We start from the raw sequence: 19,902 nt of genomic DNA on the forward strand, positions 1-19,902 counted from the left end.
TGGCGCAATACGGCAGTAAGGTCGAGATTGTCACTCGCGAATAGATCGAACTGTACCCGTACCGGCAAAACCGCTGCTGGCAGCAAGGCCGGCATTGCTCCACCTTGACGCAGGAGTTACCCCCAACTCTCTGAACGACTGAAAACCAGGTTCGCATACCAGTCAATGCTGATTGCAATAGGTCAATAGAGTGTGAAGCAGGTGGTCGATAGCCTCAGATACACCTTCAACCGCAGGCGCCAGTGCCTCACGATCCTGCTGTTCACAGGCCTTCTCCAACACCTCACAGCAGCGCGTCAATGCCTGCGCGTTGACCATACGAGCACCGCCCTTGGCCCTGTGGGCCAGGTCATGCAACCTGGGGAAATCCTGCGTGCGCAGCAGTTGCGGCAGTAACCCGTGGTCCACCTGCAAACTGTCGAGCAATGGGGCCAGCAGCTCTTTAAGCGCCTGGGTGTCAGCGCCTGTCAACTTTACCAGGTGGCTCAAATCAATATTCGCTAGCGGCTCGGGCTCAAAGGGCTCGGCAACCGAGGGCATCCCGGTACGTGACGCCAGCGCCGCGCGCAGGTCCTCAAGGCCGGAAGGTTTAAACAGGCAATCGTCCATTCCGGCCTGCAGGCACAGGTCCACTTCCTCAGGCTGAGCGTTGGCGGTAAAGCCCAATAACAAACAGGGGGCCAGGCCCTTGGCCTGCTCTTGCCTGCGAATGTCCCGCGCCAACTCGTAGCCATTTTTAAACGGCATGTTGCAATCGGTGATGACGCCATCAAAGCGCTCCGCTTGCCAGCGTTCAAGGCCCTGAATGCCGTCCTCGGCAGTACTGATCCGATGCCCGAGAAAGCTTAGTTGTCGGGCGAGCAGCAAGCGGTTGGCGGGATAGTCGTCCACCACCAGAATATTCAACGCATGGGCCGCAGATGTTTGCGGGGTAGCCGATACCACCGGGGCGGGCGGTGAAACGGTAGCTGCCAACGATAACGTCACGTCGACCCGCGTGCCCTGCCCAACGACACTGCTCAGTTGTAGTTGACCGCCCATCATCTCGCACAGGCTGCGGCTGATCACCAGGCCCAGGCCAGATCCGCTGCGGGCCGCCTGCTCGGTATTGCGACCCTGGACAAAGGGGTTGAACAGCCGCGCCTGGTCGTCGACGCTGATGCCAATCCCGGTGTCTTCCACCCATAATTTCAGGCTCAGGTAACCGTTGGTAACGGCCGGCGCCCCCTGGGCACTGAGCCGAACCTGGCCGCTGCTGGTGAACTTGATGGCGTTGCTCAAGAGGTTGGATACCACCTGTTTGAAACGCTGCGGGTCAATCAGCACATGACGATCAATCAGCGGATCTAGCTCCACCTGCAGCGACAAGCCTTTGGCCCGCGCCAGGCCCTCGAAAATCCGCGCCGTTGACTTCAGCAATTCATGCAAGTTCGAGGGCTCCAGGGTCAAGGACAAGTGCCCGGATTCGATGCGTGCAATGTCGAGAATATCGCCGATCAACTCCAGCATGCCCCTCGACGCATCGGACGCCACTTCCAGGGCATCGCGGTCTACCCGGCCCTGTTCGGCATTTTTCAGGGCCAGTTCGATCATGCCAATAACCGCATTCATGGGGGTGCGAATCTCGTGGCTCATGGTTGCCAGGAAGGTGGTCTTGGCTCGGTTGGCGGCGTCGGCGTCTTCCATGGCCTCCTGCAATTTCCCCAGTAAACGCTGACGTTCACTGACATCCACCCAGCCAGCAATCATGCCCACCACCTTTTCGTCACCGTCACGGTACGGCAGCATCCAGTGGTAAATGGTCAAGGTCGCGCCGCCTGGAGCCTTGAGTACACGGTCGTGTATCTGCGGCTCTCCCCGCTCCATCAGCCGCAGGTAGTCCTCATGATAGGACTGGGCCTGGGGCGGATTGCCCGTATCGGTCTCAACTACCGTCTTGCCGATCACGTTTTCAAGCTTGAAGCCGAACACCTCAAGGTAAGCGCTGTTACAGGCCATCAGCCGCCCCAGGCGATCACGAACATAAATCGGATGCGGGGTGCCGTCGATCAGTACGCTCATAAAACGCATCTGATCACTCAGGGCTCGCTCGGCCTGGGCTCGCTTGCGAATCAGGCTGCGCAGGTAGATCACCCAGCCCAACGTCACCAGCAAGAGTAGTGCAGCCAGGGAAAAAACCTGGATGATCGTATTACGGTGCTGTGACCAGTAGCCGTCTTCGATGACTACTTCAGTGCGCCAGCGATTGGTCAACTCATCCATTTCCTGAGGTGTAATGCTCAATAGCGCCTTGTCAAGGATCGAGTACAGCTCCAGTTGGCTGCGGTTGACCCCAAAGGTGATGCGGGCAGGCTGCGAGCCAACCGTGCTGGTCACGCGCAAACGATCACGGTACTGACGGGCAATTACGTAGCGGGCGCTGATCAGCGAGTTGAGCGCCGCATCAGCCTCGCCGCTGGCCACCAGCTCCATGGCCTGCACGGGACTCTGCACCTCCACGAACTTGATGCCGGGATAATCCTGGGTAATTCTTTCACGCAGGACGTTGCCACCAATCATCGCAAGGCGCTTGCCCGGCATGTCCTCCAGTGTGAGCGGATTGCCCGTGCCGCTGCGACTGACCAGCACGAAGGGGTTGGTCAGGTACGGGCGGGTAAAACGTATCTTCTCTTCGCGCTCCATGCTGGGGGTGATAACCCCCATCATCTCGACAGCGCCAGCGTTGACCTGATCAACTTGCCAGGGAAGCGAGCCGCCGCGCACCACATCGAACTTGAGCCCGGTACGCAAGCTGACCTGGGCCAGGACCTCCGCACTCAAGCCCTGAAACTGGCCCTGTTCGTTGAAAAATGAAATCGGCACAAACTCGTCGAGCACCGCTACCTTTACCCGCGGATGCTTGTCCAGCCAGCGCTGCTCACTGGCACTCAGACGCAGGCGTACCTTGCCGATGAAACCGAGATTGCCAGCGCTCCAGCGGCGCAAGATCTCCATTTTCTCGCTGACCGGGATCACTTGCAACGCCGCATTGACGATGCCCAGCAGACGGGTGTTGTCGCGCGAGAATGCGAAAGCGAAAGGATTGACCTCCAGTGTAGAAAAGTCGGCCATGCGTACGTTATTGAGGTGGTTTTTAATGATCAGGTAATTGGTGCTGATCGCATCCCCCAGGTAGACATCCGCCTGGCCGAACGCAACAGCGCCAATGGCTTCGAAGGTCGACGGGAAAAGTTGCAACCGGGCGTTGGGGTAAAACGCCTCTACCGCCGCCGGTTGCATGTAGTGATAGAGCATCGCCAAGCGCTTGCCCGCCAAGTCGGGGCTCAGGGCCTGGCTGTCATCCATGCGCGTCACCAGCGTCGGTTGGTCGTTGGCATACGAACGCGACAATACAAGCTGCGGGTCCGCCGCCTCGTAACCGTTAGCCGATCCCAGAAAGTCCACCTCGCCACGCTTGAGCGCCGCGATCACCTCATTGCGATTGTCGTAGCACCGAACCAGGACCGTGACGTTCAAGGCCTGGGCGATCAGCCCTGCGTAATCGGCAGTAATGCCCTCTAGGTCACCATTATTATTAGTCAAATCAAACGGCGCATAATCGGGGCCGGAGACCCCCATCACCAACGTGCGCCGCTCTCGCAACCAACGCCAGTGCGGCTCACCCAGGGTCACCGGCTGACCGTCAAAGTGGGAGTGCCCCAGCAAATGCAGGGACCGTGGTTCGCCAAAGGCCAAGCCCGCCGTGGATAACAGGCTCATCAACAAGAATGCTGTGAACCTCTGGCCCAAGGAAACTGACATTTCAGATCAAATGGTTGCGCTGGGCGAACTTGGACAAGTGCACCACCGACGACATGTGCAGTTTCTCCTTCAATCGGGTTTTATAGGTGCTGATGGTCTTGTGGCTCAACAGCATATCCTCAGCGATATCCTTGTTGCCCAGGCCAAGGGCCAATTTCTGCAACACCGTCAACTCACGGTCCGACAATGCAGCCACCAGTTGTTGCTCGGTGGATTGCAAGTCATCCCGGCGCACAGAGCTTGTGGGCAGGCTGGGAAAGCAACTGTAGTTGGACATGACGGCCTTGATGGCTTTTTGTAGCTCATCCAACTCGCCGGTTTTTGCGACAAAGCCCATCGCACCGGCACGCATGCAGCGCGTTGAGAAAAACACTGCCAGGTAGGAGGTCAACACCAGGATTTTGCACGGCAGGCCCAGCGCCTTGATCCGGCTGATCACCTCCAGCCCTCCCAGCTTGGGCATGGCCAAGTCGAGGATGACCAGGTCGGGCCGCTCCTCCCTGGCGATCTGCATGGCGTCAGCACCATTGCCCGCCTCAAAAATCTTGTCGAAGCCTTCCTGCTTCAACAGATATTTAACGGTTGCACGAATGAACGGATGATCATCCACTATTAACGCTTTGCTCATGCGACTCCCCTGGGAAGACACCACCCTGATTGATTCCATTACCGACGACTCGATCATTTCATCAAGGTGTCAGTACCCTTGCACATCACGCGAGGCCTATCTACCTGTGAGAAATCACAGTTCCGACGAGCGGCGCTGTGTAAACAGGAACAACTCAGATATGCCTGGCCCCGGTTCTTGAAAAAACAGCACCTTCAATCCCCGCTAGGCGCAAGGGCGCAACATTAGCAATGAAAGGACGCTTCAACTGAAGGGCAAGTCCTAGTGTCTTGTAGGACTTATCCTCATAAAAACATAGTCAACGTTGCTGACTCACTGGGTGGGAGGCAGGGCGCGTGGCCCCGCGACATGGCAAAAAACTGCTGTGGGGTTGGGTTGAGGGACGAAGGCTACTCGGTGGTACTGGGGCTCCAGAACGCTTGAACTACCAGTGTCGACGTGGAAATGCGCGCTACCAGCGCATCCAGCTCATCCCCGTCTACCGACGTCACCGCCAGGGTGGCTTCGATTTCCACCTCATCACTACCAAATGGCCGCACGTCGACATCACTGGCCGGGTAGTTACAGCGCGCCAGTTCCGCCTCCAGCAACGCCAGTACGGCCTTTTGCTGAGTACGCCGGGCGATCACGTAAAGAACGTTGGTGACCTCGGCAGACACCACATCCAGCGGCTGGCGGTTGATATTGTTGACGATCGGCCGCAACAAGGTATTGGCCGCCAGTACAAACAACGTGCCGAGCAACGCTTCAAGGATCAGGTCGGCACCGGCGCAAGCCCCGACGGCCGCCGAGGCCCACAGCGTGGCTGCGGTATTGAGCCCACGCACATTGCCTTCCTCGCGCATGATGACCCCGGCGCCAAGAAAGCCGATGCCGGACACCACGTAGGCGACCACCCGTACCGCGCCTTCGGCACCGCCCAGGCGGTTGGCCATGTCAACGAAAATTGCCGCCCCCACCGCCACCAGCACGTTGGTGCGCAGGCCCGCGGTGCGCTGGCGGTACTGACGTTCAAAACCGATCAGCCCGCCGAGGATGAACGCGGCACTGAGGCTGACCAGGGTATCGATCAGGGAATTGAGGTTAATGTTGTTGATGGCTTGCATCAGAAATCTCCATTTATTGCCAGCCAAACCGGCGGATGTAAAAGCCTTTTACCGCCTGGGTCAGCGCCATGTAGGCCAACAGAATCAGCGGCAGGAACACGAAGTACAGCGACGGCAGCGCCTGCAGCTTGAAGTAATGGGCCAATGGCCCCATCGGCAGGAAAATCCCCACGGCCATGATCAAGCCGGTCATCACCATCAACGGCATCGCCGCGCGGCTTTGCAGGAACGGGATTTTCGGCGTGCGGATCATGTGCACGATCAGCGTCTGGGTCAGCAGCCCCACCACGAACCAACCCGACTGGAACAAGGTTTGATGGTCCGGGGTATTGGCATCGAATACGTACCACATCAAGGCGAACGTGGTGATGTCAAACACCGAACTGATGGGGCCGAAAAACAGCATGAAGCGCCCGACTTCACCCGGCTGCCAGCGCTGGGGGGTGCTCAACATCTCCTGATCGACGTTATCGAACGGAATGGCGATCTGCGAAATGTCATACAACAGGTTCTGCACCAACAGATGCATCGGCAACATCGGCAAGAACGGGATAAAGGCACTCGCTACCAGCACCGAGAACACGTTGCCGAAGTTGGAGCTGGCAGTCATCTTGATGTACTTGAGCATGTTGGCGAAGGTGCGACGGCCTTCCAGCACGCCCTCCTCCAGGATCATCAGGCTCTTTTCCAGGAGGATGATATCGGCCGCTTCCTTGGCGATGTCCACCGCGCTGTCCACCGAAATGCCGATATCGGCGGTGCGCAGGGCCGGGGCGTCGTTGATGCCGTCACCCATGAAGCCCACCACATGACCGTTGGCCTTGAGCAGGCGCACGATGCGCTCCTTGTGGGAAGGCGTCAGCCGGGCGAACACGTTGGTGGTTTCCACCGCCTCGGCCAGTTGCGCGTCGCTCATAGATTCGATGTCGTTGCCCATCAACAGGCCTTGCTGCTCAAGGCCCACCTCGCGGCAGATCTTCGCCGTCACCAATTCGTTGTCACCGGTCAGGACCTTCACCGCCACGCCGTGAGCGGCCAGGGCTTTGAGAGCCGGGGCTGTGCTTTCCTTGGGCGGATCGAGAAACGCCACATAACCGATCAGCGTCAAATCACACTCATCCGCCACGCTGTAGATGTCGCCCGCTACCGCGACCGGTTGCGCCGCCACCGCTACCACTCGCAAGCCTTCCTCGTTGAACGCGGCGGTGACCTGGCGAATCCGCGCCAGCAGTTCATCAGTCAGTGCTTCATTGACGTCGCCATGGCGTACGTTGTTGCAGACCGCCAGGACTTCCTCCACGGCGCCCTTGCAGATCAGCAAATGAGGCAGCCCTTGCTCGGCCACCACCACCGACATGCGCCGGCGGTTGAAGTCAAACGGGATCTCGTCGATTTTCTGGAACGCGGTGCCGACCTTCAGCTCGCGATGGACTTCAACGTGCTCCAGCACAGCCACATCCAGCAGGTTTTTCAGGCCAGTCTGGTAGTAGCTGTTGAGGTAGGCCATCTCCAGCACGTCGTCGGACTCTTCGCCCCAGACGTCCACATGGCGCGCCAGGAAAATCTTGTCCTGGGTCAGGGTGCCGGTCTTGTCGGTGCACAGCACGTCCATCGCGCCGAAGTTCTGGATCGCGTCCAGGCGTTTGACGATGACCTTCTTGCGCGACAGGAACACCGCGCCCTTGGCCAGGGTCGAGGTGACAATCATCGGCAGCATTTCCGGGGTCAGGCCCACGGCAATGGACAGCGCGAACAGCAAGGCTTCGGTCCAGTCGCCCTTGGTGAAGCCGTTGATGAACAGCACCATCGGCGCCATCACGAACATGAAGCGGATCAACAGCCAGCTGATTTTATTGACGCCGTGCTGGAACGAGGTCGGCGTTCGATCCGTGGCGCTGACCCGCTGGGCCAGGGCGCCAAAGTAGGTGCTGTTGCCGGTGGTGAGGATCACCGCCGTGGCCGCGCCGGACACCACGTTGGTGCCCATAAACAGAATATTTTCCAGGTCCAGGGGGTTACGGGTGTTGGCGTCCCGTTGCAGGGCGAACTTCTCCACCGGCATTGACTCACCCGTCATCGCCGCCTGGCTGACGAACAGGTCCTTGGCAGTCAGTACGCGACAATCGGCGGGAATCATGTCGCCGGCCGACAGCACAATCAGGTCACCCGGTACCAGTTGCTTGATCGGCAATTCGATGCGCTTGCCTGCGTCCCGACGCAACACCGTGGCGGTGTTGCTAACCATCGCCTTAAGGGCATCGGCGGCCTTGTTCGACTTGGCCTCCTGCCAGAACCGGAGCAAGGTCGACAGCACCACCATGGAGAAAATCACCGTGGCAGCCTTCATGTCTTCAGTCAGCCAGGAGATCACCGCCAGTAAGGTCAGCAGCAGGTTGAACGGGTTTTTGTAGCAGTGCCACAGGTGCACCCACCACGGCAGCGGCTGCTCGTGTTCGACTTCGTTGAGGCCGTACTGAACCCGTAGGGCGTCGGCTTCCTGCGTGCTCAAGCCATCGACGTGACTGGCCAGGGAGCCCAGCAGTGCCTGGGCCTCACTGTTGGCCCCATTGACCAGGGTTTGCGCCAGGGTCGGCGGCACTTCGCGGCTGACGCTGGAATCGGTCAGGGTTTCGAGCAGGGCCAGGCGCCGGAAGTGCCGGGTGATATGCCGGGTCCGCACGAAGCCGGCGAAGAACTCTTTCAACAGGGTGAGTTTCATGGTGTTACTCCTGCGCGAGGAAGCCTTCGTGCAGGTACGGCCCGTCTATACCGCGCCCGAATCACGGGCACGGCAGGCTTGGCCCGCCTGTCGCAAACGACAGGCGCGTCCGTAGTCCCGTGAGATGAGTCACGGACTGTTCAGCGTCGATGAGAGGGACGTCGGGGTGCAGGCCTGGAATGGCCGCTACCGGGATGCCGCTGCTCGCTTATTCGGCGAGACAACGGCATGGGATATGCGCGTTATCTTGCCGAGAATGTGCCGGTTACCGAGACCGGCCGACAACTGTCACTCGAACAAGTACCCACTGAGGGTCTCCGCTATTGATGAAAACGCGCGAAGCTTACGCCCCGTTTTCTGGAGAGTAAACCGTAGGAAAGTTTCCGTATGGGGAATAAGAAGATTCTTCAGGAAGGGTTCAGGTAGCACGTCTGCAGGAACCAGGCGCCCTCCTGGTTCCTACAGTTTTCGCTATCAGCTGGCCGTCGCGAGCAACAAATCCCGCATCGACCGCCCCTGCCCGCGACTACGATCATGCTCATACAGCGAAGCCGCAATCTCATCCGCCCGAATCGGCAATATCGACAGCAACGTATCACTCAAGCCATGACTGGCCTGGCTAAACCCCTGCATGTAGATCCCCGCCTTGCAGCACTCATCGGTCAACACCCGGTAATCACGACTGACCTCAAAGTCACCCATGTACGTCTCAAGCGGCGCCAGCAACTGGCGATGCATCTGCCGCTCATACCCGGTCGCCAACACCACCGCATCATAGTGATTCAGGCTGGTTTCCCCGGTCGCGTTATGACGCAACACCAACTCGACACCCAAAGGCCCGGCGCTGGTTTTTTCCACGGTGGTGAGGGTACGGAACGCATGGCGGGCAATGCCAGAGACTTTTTGGCGATAGAAAATCCCGTAGATCCGCTCGATCAAGTCCAGGTCCACCACTGAATAGTTGGTGTTGTGGTACTCATTGACCAGGCGCTCACGCTCACTGCTGGCCTGCTGGAACACCAGGTCAGTGAACTCCGGGGAAAACACCTCGTTGACGAACGGACTGTCATCCGCCGGTTTCAACGCCGAGCCGCGCAGGATCATGTCGACTTGCACCGACGGGAAGCTGTCATTGAGGTCGATAAAGGCCTCGGCCGCGCTCTGCCCGCCGCCGATGATCGCGATACGCATCGGCTTGCCGTCGACACACGGCTGCTGGGCCATACGCGCCAGGTATTGGGAGTGATGGAACACCCGCCCGTCATCCTTGAGCGCCTTGAACGCCTCGGGAATTCGCGGTGTACCGCCGGCACTGACCACCACCGAGCGAGCGGTGCGAACCAGCTGTTCGCCCTGGGCATCACGGGAGATCACTCGCAGCGCTTCAACCTGCTGTTGGTGCAGGATCGGCTCGATGGCCAGCACTTCCTCGCCATAGCGGCTTTGTTCGCCAAACTGCCCGGAGACCCAGCGCAGGTAGTCGTTGTACTCCATGCGGCATGGGTAAAACGTGCCCAGGTTGATGAAGTCCACCAAGCGGCCGTGAGCCTTGAGGTAGTTGACGAAGGAATAGGGGCTGGTGGGATTGCGCAGGGTGACCAAGTCCTTGAGGAAGGAAATCTGCAGTTCACTCTGGCTTACCAGGGTATTGCCGTGCCAGCGGTAGTCAGCCTGCTTGTCGAGAAACAGCACGTCCAGCTTGCCCTGGGCCTTCTCGCGCTCTTGCAGGGCGATGGCCAGCGCCAGATTCGAAGGGCCAAAACCGATACCGATCAGGTCGTGAACCGCGGGCGATGAAATTGCCTGTGTCATTCCAGTGTCCTCTGGATAAGCCCCGGAGCAGTGGGGCGGGAAAACCTCAGAGACCTGTAGGCAGAACAACAGGTCGTGTGTTGATAGGAAACGAGGACAATGAAAAGAAATTTAACAGCGACGGTTCAGTGGCTGTCCCACTCGCGCATCCGTACCCGGCAATGCTTCATGGCGTTGACGATATGTTTTTCCACCACGCTGCGGGAAAGGTTGAGGCGTTCGGCGATTTGCAGATGGGACAAGCCCTCAAGCTTGCGCAAAAGAAAACTGTCGCGACACGGCGGCGACAACTCGGCCAGGGCGCTGCCGAGCATGTCCAGGCGTTGACGGTGGTCGAGGCTGACTTGTGGAGAGGGACTGAAGAAGCGCTCTTCACTGTCCAGCACCTCCAAAGGCTCTGCCTGGCGCAGGGTGTTGCGCCGATGGCCGTCGATCACCAGGTTCAGGGCGGTGCGATAAAGGAAGGCGCGGGGTTGCTCGATCGGTGTATCGCTGGCGCGCTCAAGTACCCGCACATAGGCGTCATGCACCACATCCTCGGCCACCTGACGGTTGCCCAGCTTGGCGTTGAGGAAACATATCAGCTCGCGATAGTAGCTTTCCAACATGACTCCCAACCGCATTGATGGCGGCTTATGACCCTTTAAGCGTGAAGACCACTGTCAATGCAATGCAGTGATGGCAGTTTGAACATGCGTAATTTATAGTAATTCTCATATAGATTTAAAGAAGACTTGCACTAACAGTCAAAAATTGTTCCCCCCAGAGCTGTAACCGCATATGTAAGCAACTAAATTTCAGGGCGAATTTCTCGTTTACCTGACAGCTTCCCGCGCCTGTCGCCCTCTCGACAGCACTCAAATCTACCCGTTTGAGCCGCGGCCCGATCTTCCCTGGCTGGAACCTGTGCATGAAACGTCCTCGACACACCCGTCGCGCCCTGCTTGCAGCACTTTGCCTGATCCCCGTTGCAGCCTTCGCGGCCTGGCAGCTCATCCCCCCAGGACGGGATAAATTTGCCACCCTGCAAGTGCAGCGGGGCGATATAGAAAGCAGCGTTACCGCGCTCGGCACCCTGCAACCGCGGCGTTACGTCGACGTGGGCTCACAGGCCTCCGGGCAGATCCGCAAGATCCATGTCGAAGCGGGCGACCAGGTCAAGGAAGGCGCCCTGCTGGTGGAGATTGACCCTTCCACCCAACAGGCCAAGCTCGACGCCACGCGCTTTTCCATCGCCAACCTGCAAGCACAACTGCAGGAGCAACGTGCGCAGAACCAGTTGGCCCGGCAGAAATACCAGCGTCAGCAACGCCTGGCTGCCGGCGGCGCCACCCGTGACGAAGACGTACAAACGGCCCAGGCCGAACTGGACGCCACACAGGCGCGCATCGACATGTTCAAGGCCCAGATCAGCCAGGCCCAGGCCAGCCTGCGGGTTGACCAGGCAGAACTGGGCTACACGCGCATCTATGCGCCCATCTCCGGCACCGTGGTCGCCCTCGACGCCCGTGAAGGCCAAACCCTAAACACCCAACAACAGACGCCGCTGATCCTGCGCATCGCCAATCTGTCACCGATGACCGTTTGGGCCGAAGTATCCGAAGCCGACATTGGCCATGTCAAACCCGGCATGCAGGCCTATTTCACCACCCTCAGCGGCGGCAATCGGCGCTGGACCAGCACCGTACGCCAGATCCTGCCGGTACCGCCCAAGCCCCTCAACGAAGCCAGCCAGGGCGGCGGTAGCCCCAGCAGTTCCGGCAAGAGCGGCAGCGGCCGCGTGGTGCTCTACACCGTGCTGCTGGACGTGGATAACGCCGACAACGCACTGATGGCGGAAATGACCGCCCAAGTGTTTTTTGTCGCCAACCAGGTCACCGGTGTACTGACGGCTCCGGTTGCAGCCTTGCAAGGCAGCAACCGCGCCGACACCCAGATTGCCAGGGTCGTGACCCAGGACGGCCGTATCGAAGACCGCGAAGTCCGGGTCGGTATCAGTGACCGTCTGCGGGTCCAGGTCCTCGATGGCCTCAATGAAGGCGATCACCTGCTCATTGGCCCGGCCGACGGCAGCGGAGGTTGAATGTTGACGCCGCTGATCGAACTCAAGGACATCCGCAAATCCTACGGCGGCGGTGATACACCGCAAGTCGATGTGCTGCGGGGCATCGACCTGTCGATCCACGCAGGCGAATTCGTGGCGATCGTCGGTGCCTCCGGCTCCGGCAAGTCCACCCTAATGAACATTCTGGGCTGCCTCGACCGCCCGACGATGGGCGAGTACCTGTTCGCCGGGGAAAACGTTGCCCAACTGGACAGCGACGAACTCGCCTGGCTACGGCGCGAGGCTTTTGGTTTCGTGTTCCAGGGCTATCACCTGATCCCGTCCGGCTCGGCCCAGGAAAACGTCGAGATGCCGGCGATCTACGCCGGCACGCCCGCCGTCGAGCGCCACGCCCGCGCCGCCGCCCTGCTCACTCGCCTGGGGCTGGCGGGACGCACCGAAAACCGCCCCCACCAGCTTTCCGGCGGCCAGCAACAACGGGTGTCGATTGCCCGGGCATTGATGAACGGCGGCCACATCATCCTCGCCGACGAGCCCACTGGCGCCCTCGACAGCCACAGCGGTGCCGAGGTGATGACCCTGCTGGACGAGCTGGCGAGCCAGGGCCATGTGGTGATCCTGATCACCCATGACCGGGAAGTGGCGGCGCGGGCCAAACGCATCATCGAAATCCGCGACGGCCTGATCATCAGCGACACACCCAACACCGCCGATAAAACACTCACCAACGCCAATCCAGGAGGTTTGCAAGCCGTGGACCTGCGCCAGCGGCTGGCCGACGGCGCCGAACACAACGGCGCCTGGAAGGCCGAACTGCTGGACGCCGTGCAGGCCGCCTGGCGAGTCATGTGGATCAACCGTTTCCGGACCGCGCTGACCCTGCTGGGGATCATCATCGGCGTCGCCTCGGTGGTGGTCATGCTAGCCGTGGGCGAAGGCAGCAAGCGCCAGGTGATGGCACAAATGGGCGCCTTTGGCTCCAATATCCTCTACGTCAGCGGGTCGGCGCCCAACCCGCGCACACCTCCTGGCGTGATCACCCTCAGCGATGTCGCCGCCATCGCCGCCCTGCCCCAGGTCAAGCGCATCATGCCGGTCAACGGCGCCGATGCTGGCATACGCTTCGGCAACATCGACCACACCGCCTATGTCGGTGGCAACGACACCAATTTCCCGACGATCTTCAATTGGCCAGTGGTCGAAGGCAGTTACTTCACCGAAGTCGATGAGCGTGCTGGCGCCACCGTGGCAGTGATCGGCAAAAAAATTCGCGACAAGTTGTTCAAAGACATTCCCAACCCCATCGGCCAATACATCCTGATCGAAAACGTACCCTTCCAGGTGATCGGCGTGCTGGCGGAAAAAGGCGCCAGCTCCGGCGACAAGGACAGCGACAACCGCATTGCCATCCCCTACAACGCCGCCAGCATTCGCCTGTTCGGCAACTACAACCCCGAATACGTGGTGATCGCCGCCGCCGATGCGAGCAAGGTGCACGATGCCGAACAGGCCATCGACCAGTCGCTGCTGCGCCTGCACAACGGCAAGCGCGACTATGAGCTGACCAACAACGCCGCGATGATCCAGGCCGAAGCCCGGACCCAGAACACCCTGTCGCTGATGCTCGGTTCCATCGCCGCGATCTCACTGCTGGTGGGCGGTATTGGCGTGATGAACATCATGCTGATGACCGTGCGCGAACGCACTCGGGAGATCGGCATCCGTATGGCCACCGGCGCACGTCAGCGGGACATCCTGCGTCAGTTCCTGACCGAAGCAGTGATGCTCTCGGTGGTCGGCGGAGTCACCGGGATCGCCCTGGCGCTGCTGGTGGGCGGCGCGCTGATCCTCAGCAGCGTCGCAGTGGCCTTCTCGTTGTCGGCGGCTATCGGTGCCTTTGCCTGCGCCCTCGTCACCGGAGTCATCTTCGGCTTCATGCCGGCCCGAAAAGCTGCCCGGCTCGACCCCGTCACGGCCCTTACCAGTGAATGATCGCCCTATGAAAGCGCACCTGACCCTCCTCGCCGCCAGCCTGCTGCTGGCCGCCTGCGCCAGCCCCCCTCCGCGCCCGGACAGCGGCCTGCAAGCGCCATCCGCCTGGCAGATGGCAAGCAAAGCCGGCGCCCTGCAGGACAACCAGCAATGGTGGACGACCTTTGCCAGCCCGCAGCTCAACCACCTGATCGAGCAGGCCCGCAGTGGCAGTTACGACCTGGCCAGTGCGGTCGCCCGGGTACGCCAGGCCCAGGCCAGCGTCGTCATCGCCGGCGCACCGTTGCTGCCTGAACTCAAGGGAGGGCTCAACGCCAACCGCCAGAAACTGCTGCGGGGCAACGGCTACAGCCAGCTGGATGCCGACAGCGACAACAAGGCGGTGGACTATTTCGATGCGAGCCTGACCGCCACTTACGAAATAGATTTCTGGGGCGGCAAACAGGCGGCGCGGGACAGCGCCGAACAAGCGGTTCGCGCCAGTGAGTTCGACCAGGCGACCGTGGAACTTACCCTGCTCAGCGGCGTAGCCACGGCCTATACCCAACTGCTGTCCCTGGGCGAACAGCAGCGCATTGCCGAGCTGAACCTGGCCAATGCCCAAAGCGTCCTCATGCTGGTACAGACTCGTCACGACGCAGGGTCGGCCACCCGCCTGGAACTGGCGCAACAGAAAAGCCTGGTGGCGGCCCAACAACGACAATTACCTGAAGTCCAGCAACGGGCCGAAGAAGCCCTGATCACCCTGGCCGCCCTGCTCGGCCAACCAGTGCAGGCACTGCGCCTGAGCCCGCAGTCGTTCGATGAACTGCGCTTTGCAACCATCGCCGCCGGCATTCCCAGCAACCTGCTCAGCCGCCGCCCAGACATCGCCAGTGCCGAAGCGCAACTGGCCGCCGCCCAGGCCGACATCATCGTAGCGCGCGCAGCCATGCTGCCCAGCGTCACGTTGACCGCGAACCTGGGGTCTGGGGCCAACCAGGCTTCGGACATCCTGCGCAACCCGTTCTACAACCTCACAGGCGGGCTGATCGCGCCGATATTCAATAACGGACGCCTCAGTGCCGAGCGGGACAAGGCCACGGCACGTCAGGAAGAGCTACTGCAAACCTATCGCGGGGCGATCATCAATGGTTTTGCCGATGTGGAAAAAGCCCTGAGCAGTATTCGTCGCCTGGATGAACAACGTCAGTGGCAGCATGAGGAATTGACGCAGGCGCAAACCGCGTTCCAGATCGCCCAGAGTCGCTATGAGGCGGGGGCTGAAGACTTGCTTACCGTGCTGGAAACCCAGCGCACGCTGTATGCGGCGCAGGACCTGAATGTGCAACTGCGCCAGGCGCGGATTGGGGCGAGTATTGCGTTGTATAAGGCGCTGGGCGGGGGGTGGCGGGAGGGTTGAATGTGGAACATTGGCGGCCAGGTAGCCAACACCCCAGCCATCAAGGCACCCGTTCCTTAACCTTCAAATGCCGCGCATACCAAGGCCGTTTGGGCACCTTGCGAAACAAATCCTCAAGCTTATCCTCAGCCCCAAAGGTAATCCGCAACGCCAACTTCATAGTCTCCGGGTCCATCTCCACCGACTTGCCCATCTGCAACCCCGGCGTAGTACTGCAACCATGAGTCACCGGCCCCAGCCAGGGGTCCCCCACCTCGACCCAACGCCCCGGCGCAAACCACTGCACCCCGTTGACCTCAAGACGACTCACCTCCCCCGGATGAAACCGCTCATGAGCCCGAAACCAATCCTCAAGCCGATCATCAATCCAGCCATGAAAATGCCAGAACACCGGATTTACATGGGAAGAAAACGGATCACCGAGAAAGTCGTTCTGCGCCGTATACCAACGCGCGGCAAAGTCCGCCGGATCACGGGCGAAAGGCACCGGCGCGCCATTGGATGGATCTCGCGGCACCGACGCCCAGCGCATGTGCAGCCAGTCATGCAGACCCAACTCAACCTCTGAACCAAACTGCCCCAAGGTCAACCGGGCCAAATAACGCGGGTCGCGGTACTGCGACTCCCAGACCTGAAAGTTGCCGTGATAAGTCTCGGCCGCCTTGATGTCACTGACCCACTGCGTGTATTCGCTGTCATCGGCAGCCAGCCAGGTCGGCGGCAAGGCGAAACCGTCGTGGTTGTCGAAATACCGGGCAAATCCCCGGCGGTCACGCTCAAGGGCGGGTTGGGGCTCGGGGAAGCGCGGCCAGGATGGCAGGTCCTGCATCGAGCGCGCCGCGCCGAGCATGTGCCGGTGCATGAAGAAAAAGTCGATCCCCGAGCCGTTGCGGTCCTTGCGCGGGCCACGGGCATCGCGCTCTTGGTCCCGTGGGCCGGGCTGCCAGCCGATCCCGCGCAACGCGTTGCGCTTGTCTTCGGACAGGTTGTGCCACTGGTCCCGAGAGGCGTGCCAGAGCTGATGAAACAGGCGGTGTTCGGGTGAAATCAGCCAGGCCAGCAACGTCGAGTTCAAGCCGATACGTTCCCGAGCCTCGGGAAACAGTTGCTTGGTGGCAATAAAACGACTGTCCCGCTCGGGCAAGGCCAGTGGCCTGTCCAGTGGCAGGATTTGCCCGCTAAGGGTGCCACTGCCGGCGTTGCCAAATTCAGCCCAGACCTCATCGAGGGTCATCTTGAATTCGTAGGTGGGCGAGCCGTCTGGCGACTCCCGGTCAATCAGGCGCCAATACAGCAGGGCCGCATTGCCCGGCGCCAGATCACCCAATACCTGATAACGCGGCTCACCGTCAGAGCGCAGTTGCTCAGAGGTGTCCAGGTAACCGCGCAAGCCTCGACCCCGCGGGGCAATATCGAGAAACAACTCCAGGCCATTGACGGGCAGGCCTTTCAGGCCGGCGTCGCGCCCTTCCAAACGCAGGCTCCAGACGCCACGCAGGGTGTCGGCCAATTGCTGGCCGGCGGTGTCCGCCAGATCCACCGTGGCCTCCCCCGGAGTGATCGGGAACTCTTCACGCGTCAACTCGCGATGGGCATAAAAGGCTGCGGGCACTGCGGCGCCCGTCAGCGCCAGGCCTGCGATGAACCCTCGTCGAGAAATCGTCATTGTCCTACCTGTGTCAGCCCTGAAGCAGGCTTTATCCAAGCTAGAACGTTTGCATCGACGGGAAATTTACCAGCCCTGGTGCCTAATGCCGATCAGTTAAGCCAACTACTGTAGGAGCGAGGGGGACGCCTAGTTCTTGCTCGCGAAGAACCTGAGGGCACCGCATTCATCCAGGAAACCCGCGTCATCGTTAACGACCATCGCGAGCAAGCTCGCTCCTACAGGGGGGCTCGTTCGCTTAACTGATCGGCATTAGCCTTGGTGCCCCGCCTAAATTTCCCAGCCCACCGCTCGTTCTTCCCAGATAGCAAAGGGCCCTTGTGCCTGCACCTCGACAGCGAACCGACTGAGATGGCAATGACAAAACCACGTTCAAAAAAGGCGCTTTACATCGGCCTGCCGCTGGCCCTGGCCATTGGCGCCGGGGCAGGTTTCCTGGTCTGGGATTACTGGTTTCGAGGTAACGCCGGCTACCCTCTTGAGGTGATCAAGCAGGCTGATGAGTTACAAGAGCGCCTGCTGTCTTTCGACAGCCATATCACCGTGCCCCTGGACTTCGGCACCGCTGGCAATGAAGCGGACAAGGATGGCAGCGGCCAGTTTGACCTGGCCAAGGCCAGCCGCGGACGACTGTCCGGCGCGGCACTGACCATCTTCGGCTGGCCGGAAATGTGGAACGGCCCCAACGCCCCGCACAAACCCACCGAAGGCTTTGTCGAAGAAGCGCGCCATCAGCAGGAGGTTCGCTACCAGATCATCTCCGGTATGGTCCGCGACTTCCCCAATCAGGTCGGCATTGCCTACACCCCGGATGACTTTCGGCGCCTGCATGGCGAAGGTAAGTTCGCGGTTTTTATCAGCATGCTCAACGCCTACCCGCTGGGCAATGACCTGAACCTACTGGACCTGTGGACGGCGCGGGGCATGCGCATGTTCGGCTTCAGCTATATCGGCAACAACGCCTGGTCGGACTCATCGCGCCCACTGCCGTTTTTCAATGACTCGCCGGACGCTCTCGACGGGCTCTCGGACATCGGCAAACAGGCCGTTCATCGCCTCAATGACCTGGGGGTGATTATCGATGTTTCACAAATGTCGACCAAGGCCCTGGAACAGGTCGCACACCTGAGCCGCACACCCATGGTCGCCTCCCACTCGGCACCGCGCGCCGCCGTGGACATCCCGCGCAATCTCAGCGACAAGGAAATGCAACTGATCAAAAACAGTGGCGGCGTGGTCCAGGTGGTGGGCTTTTCGGCTTATCTGAGGCCCCTCAGCCAGCCTACTCAAGACAAGCTCAACACCCTGCGCACCCGCTTTGATTTGCCACCACTGCCCAACCTGGCCATGGCGTTGATGCCCGGCGATCCGATCATTGCGGCCTGGCCCGAACAAAAGTTCGGCCAATACGCCCAAGGGCTCTACGCCATTCTCGAAGAAGAACCCAAGGCCACCCTCAAGGACCTGGGCGACGCTATCGACTACACCGTGGGCAAGATCGGTATCGACCACGTCGGCATCGCCTCGGACTTCAACGAAGGCGGCGGCGTCAAGGGCTGGGAAAACGTCAGCGAGGTGCGCAACGTGACCGCCGAACTGATCCAGCGTGGCTACTCCGAAGCGGACATCGCCAAGCTGTGGGGCGCCAACTTCCTGCGGATCTGGGACCAGGTGCACAAAGCCGCCAAGCCAGTGGCCAGTCGTTGACGCCTGCCCTTTTTCAATTGATCGAGATCTCCCATGAACAGTGATATCCCAAGCCTCCATCGCCAACGCCTTAAACCACTGGCAGCCCTGGCCCTGACTGCGCTGTGCGGCGCTCTGCTGCCCGGTATCGCCCAGGCCGCTGCACCTGCACCGGGCAAGGTGTTCAAGGACTGCAAGGATTGCCCGGAAATGGTCGTGCTGCCGGCTGGCACCTTCACCATGGGCACGCCGGAAGATGAAGTCGGCCGCGAGCCCGATGAAGGACCGATGCACGAGGTGACCTTCGCCAAGCCCTTCGCCATGAGCCGGTTCCAGATCACCGCTGCCGAGTGGGACAGTTATGTGCGCCAGACCGGGGTCAAGATCGCCAATGGCGATGAGCGTCCCGGCCGCGAATGCATCGCCAGCAAGCCACGCTACCCTCAAGGCCCGCGCCAGCCGGCGGTGTGCATGGACTTTGACGACGTGAAAAACTACGTCGCCTGGCTGTCGAAAAACACCGGGCAACGCTACCACCTGGTCAGCGAGGCCCAGCGCGAATACGCCGCCCGCGCAGGCTCCACCGGGCCGTTTCCATTCCCGTTCGATGAAGGCAAGGAATACAGCATCGCCAAACATGCCAACACCTACGGCCCGGCTGATGGCTACAGCTACAGCGCCCCCGTGGGCAGCTACCCGCCCAACGCATTCGGCATGTACGACATGCACGGCAACGTCTACGAGTGGGTAGCCGACTGCGAACATCCCAACTACATCGGCGCACCCACCGACGGCAGCGCCTGGGTAGAGCCGGGCTGCGAGTCCCTGCAGATTCGTGGCAATGACTGGGGCGAAGCTCCGATCTTTTCTCGCTCCGGCAACCGCAACAACATCTACCCGCACACCCGTGGCGACTGGATCGGTTTTCGCGTCGCGCGCGATCTCTGAAACGCCCCCGCAGGCTTTGGAAAAACCGGTCGCCACCAGTCGGCGGCCGGTTAAATTAAATCCCTGGCCAGACGTTC

At 60.5% G+C, this 19,902-nt stretch carries 12 protein-coding genes; 5 read left to right on the top strand and 7 right to left on the bottom strand.

Going from position 1 to position 19,902, the window contains the following annotated elements:
• Positions 1 to 162 precede the first annotated feature (162 nt).
• The 6 genes from AAEZ06_RS14515 to AAEZ06_RS14540 form a co-directional block, all read right to left on the bottom strand.
• Entirely contained in the window at positions 163 to 3,759 is a 3,597-nt protein-coding gene (locus AAEZ06_RS14515; protein ID WP_502948032.1) for a transporter substrate-binding domain-containing protein, read from the bottom strand.
• Positions 3,760 to 3,802: 43 nt separating this feature from the next.
• The gene (locus AAEZ06_RS14520) at positions 3,803 to 4,429 is read right to left on the bottom strand and encodes a response regulator transcription factor (RefSeq protein ID WP_149413658.1); all 627 of its coding nucleotides are present in this window, start codon (positions 4,427 to 4,429) and stop codon (positions 3,803 to 3,805) included.
• A 389-nt stretch (positions 4,430 to 4,818) separates the two neighbouring features.
• Entirely contained in the window at positions 4,819 to 5,535 is a 717-nt protein-coding gene (locus tag AAEZ06_RS14525; RefSeq protein ID WP_149413659.1) for an MgtC/SapB family protein, read from the bottom strand.
• A gap of 13 nt (positions 5,536 to 5,548) precedes the next feature.
• On the bottom strand, positions 5,549 to 8,254 hold the full coding sequence (gene mgtA / locus AAEZ06_RS14530) for a magnesium-translocating P-type ATPase (protein ID WP_350614921.1): 2,706 nt from the start codon (positions 8,252 to 8,254) through the stop codon (positions 5,549 to 5,551).
• A gap of 474 nt (positions 8,255 to 8,728) precedes the next feature.
• Positions 8,729 to 10,066, bottom strand: a complete 1,338-nt coding sequence (locus AAEZ06_RS14535; protein ID WP_350614923.1) for a lysine N(6)-hydroxylase/L-ornithine N(5)-oxygenase family protein — start codon at positions 10,064 to 10,066, stop codon at positions 8,729 to 8,731.
• Between the two features lie 125 nt (positions 10,067 to 10,191).
• Positions 10,192 to 10,671: a sigma-70 family RNA polymerase sigma factor gene (locus AAEZ06_RS14540; protein WP_149413694.1), complete on the bottom strand. Its 480-nt coding sequence runs from the start codon at positions 10,669 to 10,671 to the stop codon at positions 10,192 to 10,194.
• Positions 10,672 to 10,976: 305 nt separating this feature from the next.
• Here AAEZ06_RS14540 and AAEZ06_RS14545 point away from each other — a divergent pair, with 305 nt between their 5' ends.
• From AAEZ06_RS14545 to AAEZ06_RS14555, 3 genes are read left to right on the top strand one after another with little or no spacing between them, the layout of a single operon-like run.
• The gene (locus AAEZ06_RS14545) at positions 10,977 to 12,149 is read left to right on the top strand and encodes an efflux RND transporter periplasmic adaptor subunit (RefSeq protein ID WP_350614925.1); all 1,173 of its coding nucleotides are present in this window, start codon (positions 10,977 to 10,979) and stop codon (positions 12,147 to 12,149) included.
• Positions 12,150 to 14,123, top strand: a complete 1,974-nt coding sequence (locus AAEZ06_RS14550) for a MacB family efflux pump subunit (RefSeq protein ID WP_350614927.1) — start codon at positions 12,150 to 12,152, stop codon at positions 14,121 to 14,123.
• 7 nt (positions 14,124 to 14,130) lie between these two features.
• The gene (locus AAEZ06_RS14555; protein WP_350614929.1) at positions 14,131 to 15,525 is read left to right on the top strand and encodes an efflux transporter outer membrane subunit; all 1,395 of its coding nucleotides are present in this window, start codon (positions 14,131 to 14,133) and stop codon (positions 15,523 to 15,525) included.
• Positions 15,526 to 15,565: 40 nt separating this feature from the next.
• Here the strand turns inward: AAEZ06_RS14555 and pvdP are convergent, their stop codons facing one another.
• Positions 15,566 to 17,191: a pyoverdine maturation tyrosinase PvdP gene (gene pvdP, locus AAEZ06_RS14560; RefSeq protein WP_350614931.1), complete on the bottom strand. Its 1,626-nt coding sequence runs from the start codon at positions 17,189 to 17,191 to the stop codon at positions 15,566 to 15,568.
• Between the two features lie 357 nt (positions 17,192 to 17,548).
• Between pvdP and pvdM the strand changes: the two genes are divergently transcribed.
• Together pvdM and pvdO are read left to right on the top strand one after the other, a co-directional pair.
• A complete protein-coding gene (gene pvdM, locus AAEZ06_RS14565) occupies positions 17,549 to 18,898 on the top strand; it encodes a pyoverdine-tailoring dipeptidase-like protein PvdM (protein ID WP_350614933.1) in 1,350 nt (449 codons plus the stop codon).
• A 33-nt stretch (positions 18,899 to 18,931) separates the two neighbouring features.
• The gene (pvdO, locus tag AAEZ06_RS14570; RefSeq protein WP_350614935.1) at positions 18,932 to 19,825 is read left to right on the top strand and encodes a dihydropyoverdine dehydrogenase; all 894 of its coding nucleotides are present in this window, start codon (positions 18,932 to 18,934) and stop codon (positions 19,823 to 19,825) included.
• The last annotated feature ends 77 nt before the right edge of the window (positions 19,826 to 19,902 follow it).

This window comes from Pseudomonas sp. HY7a-MNA-CIBAN-0227 (genome assembly GCF_040310325.1).
Taxonomy (GTDB): Bacteria; Pseudomonadota; Gammaproteobacteria; order Pseudomonadales; family Pseudomonadaceae; genus Aquipseudomonas.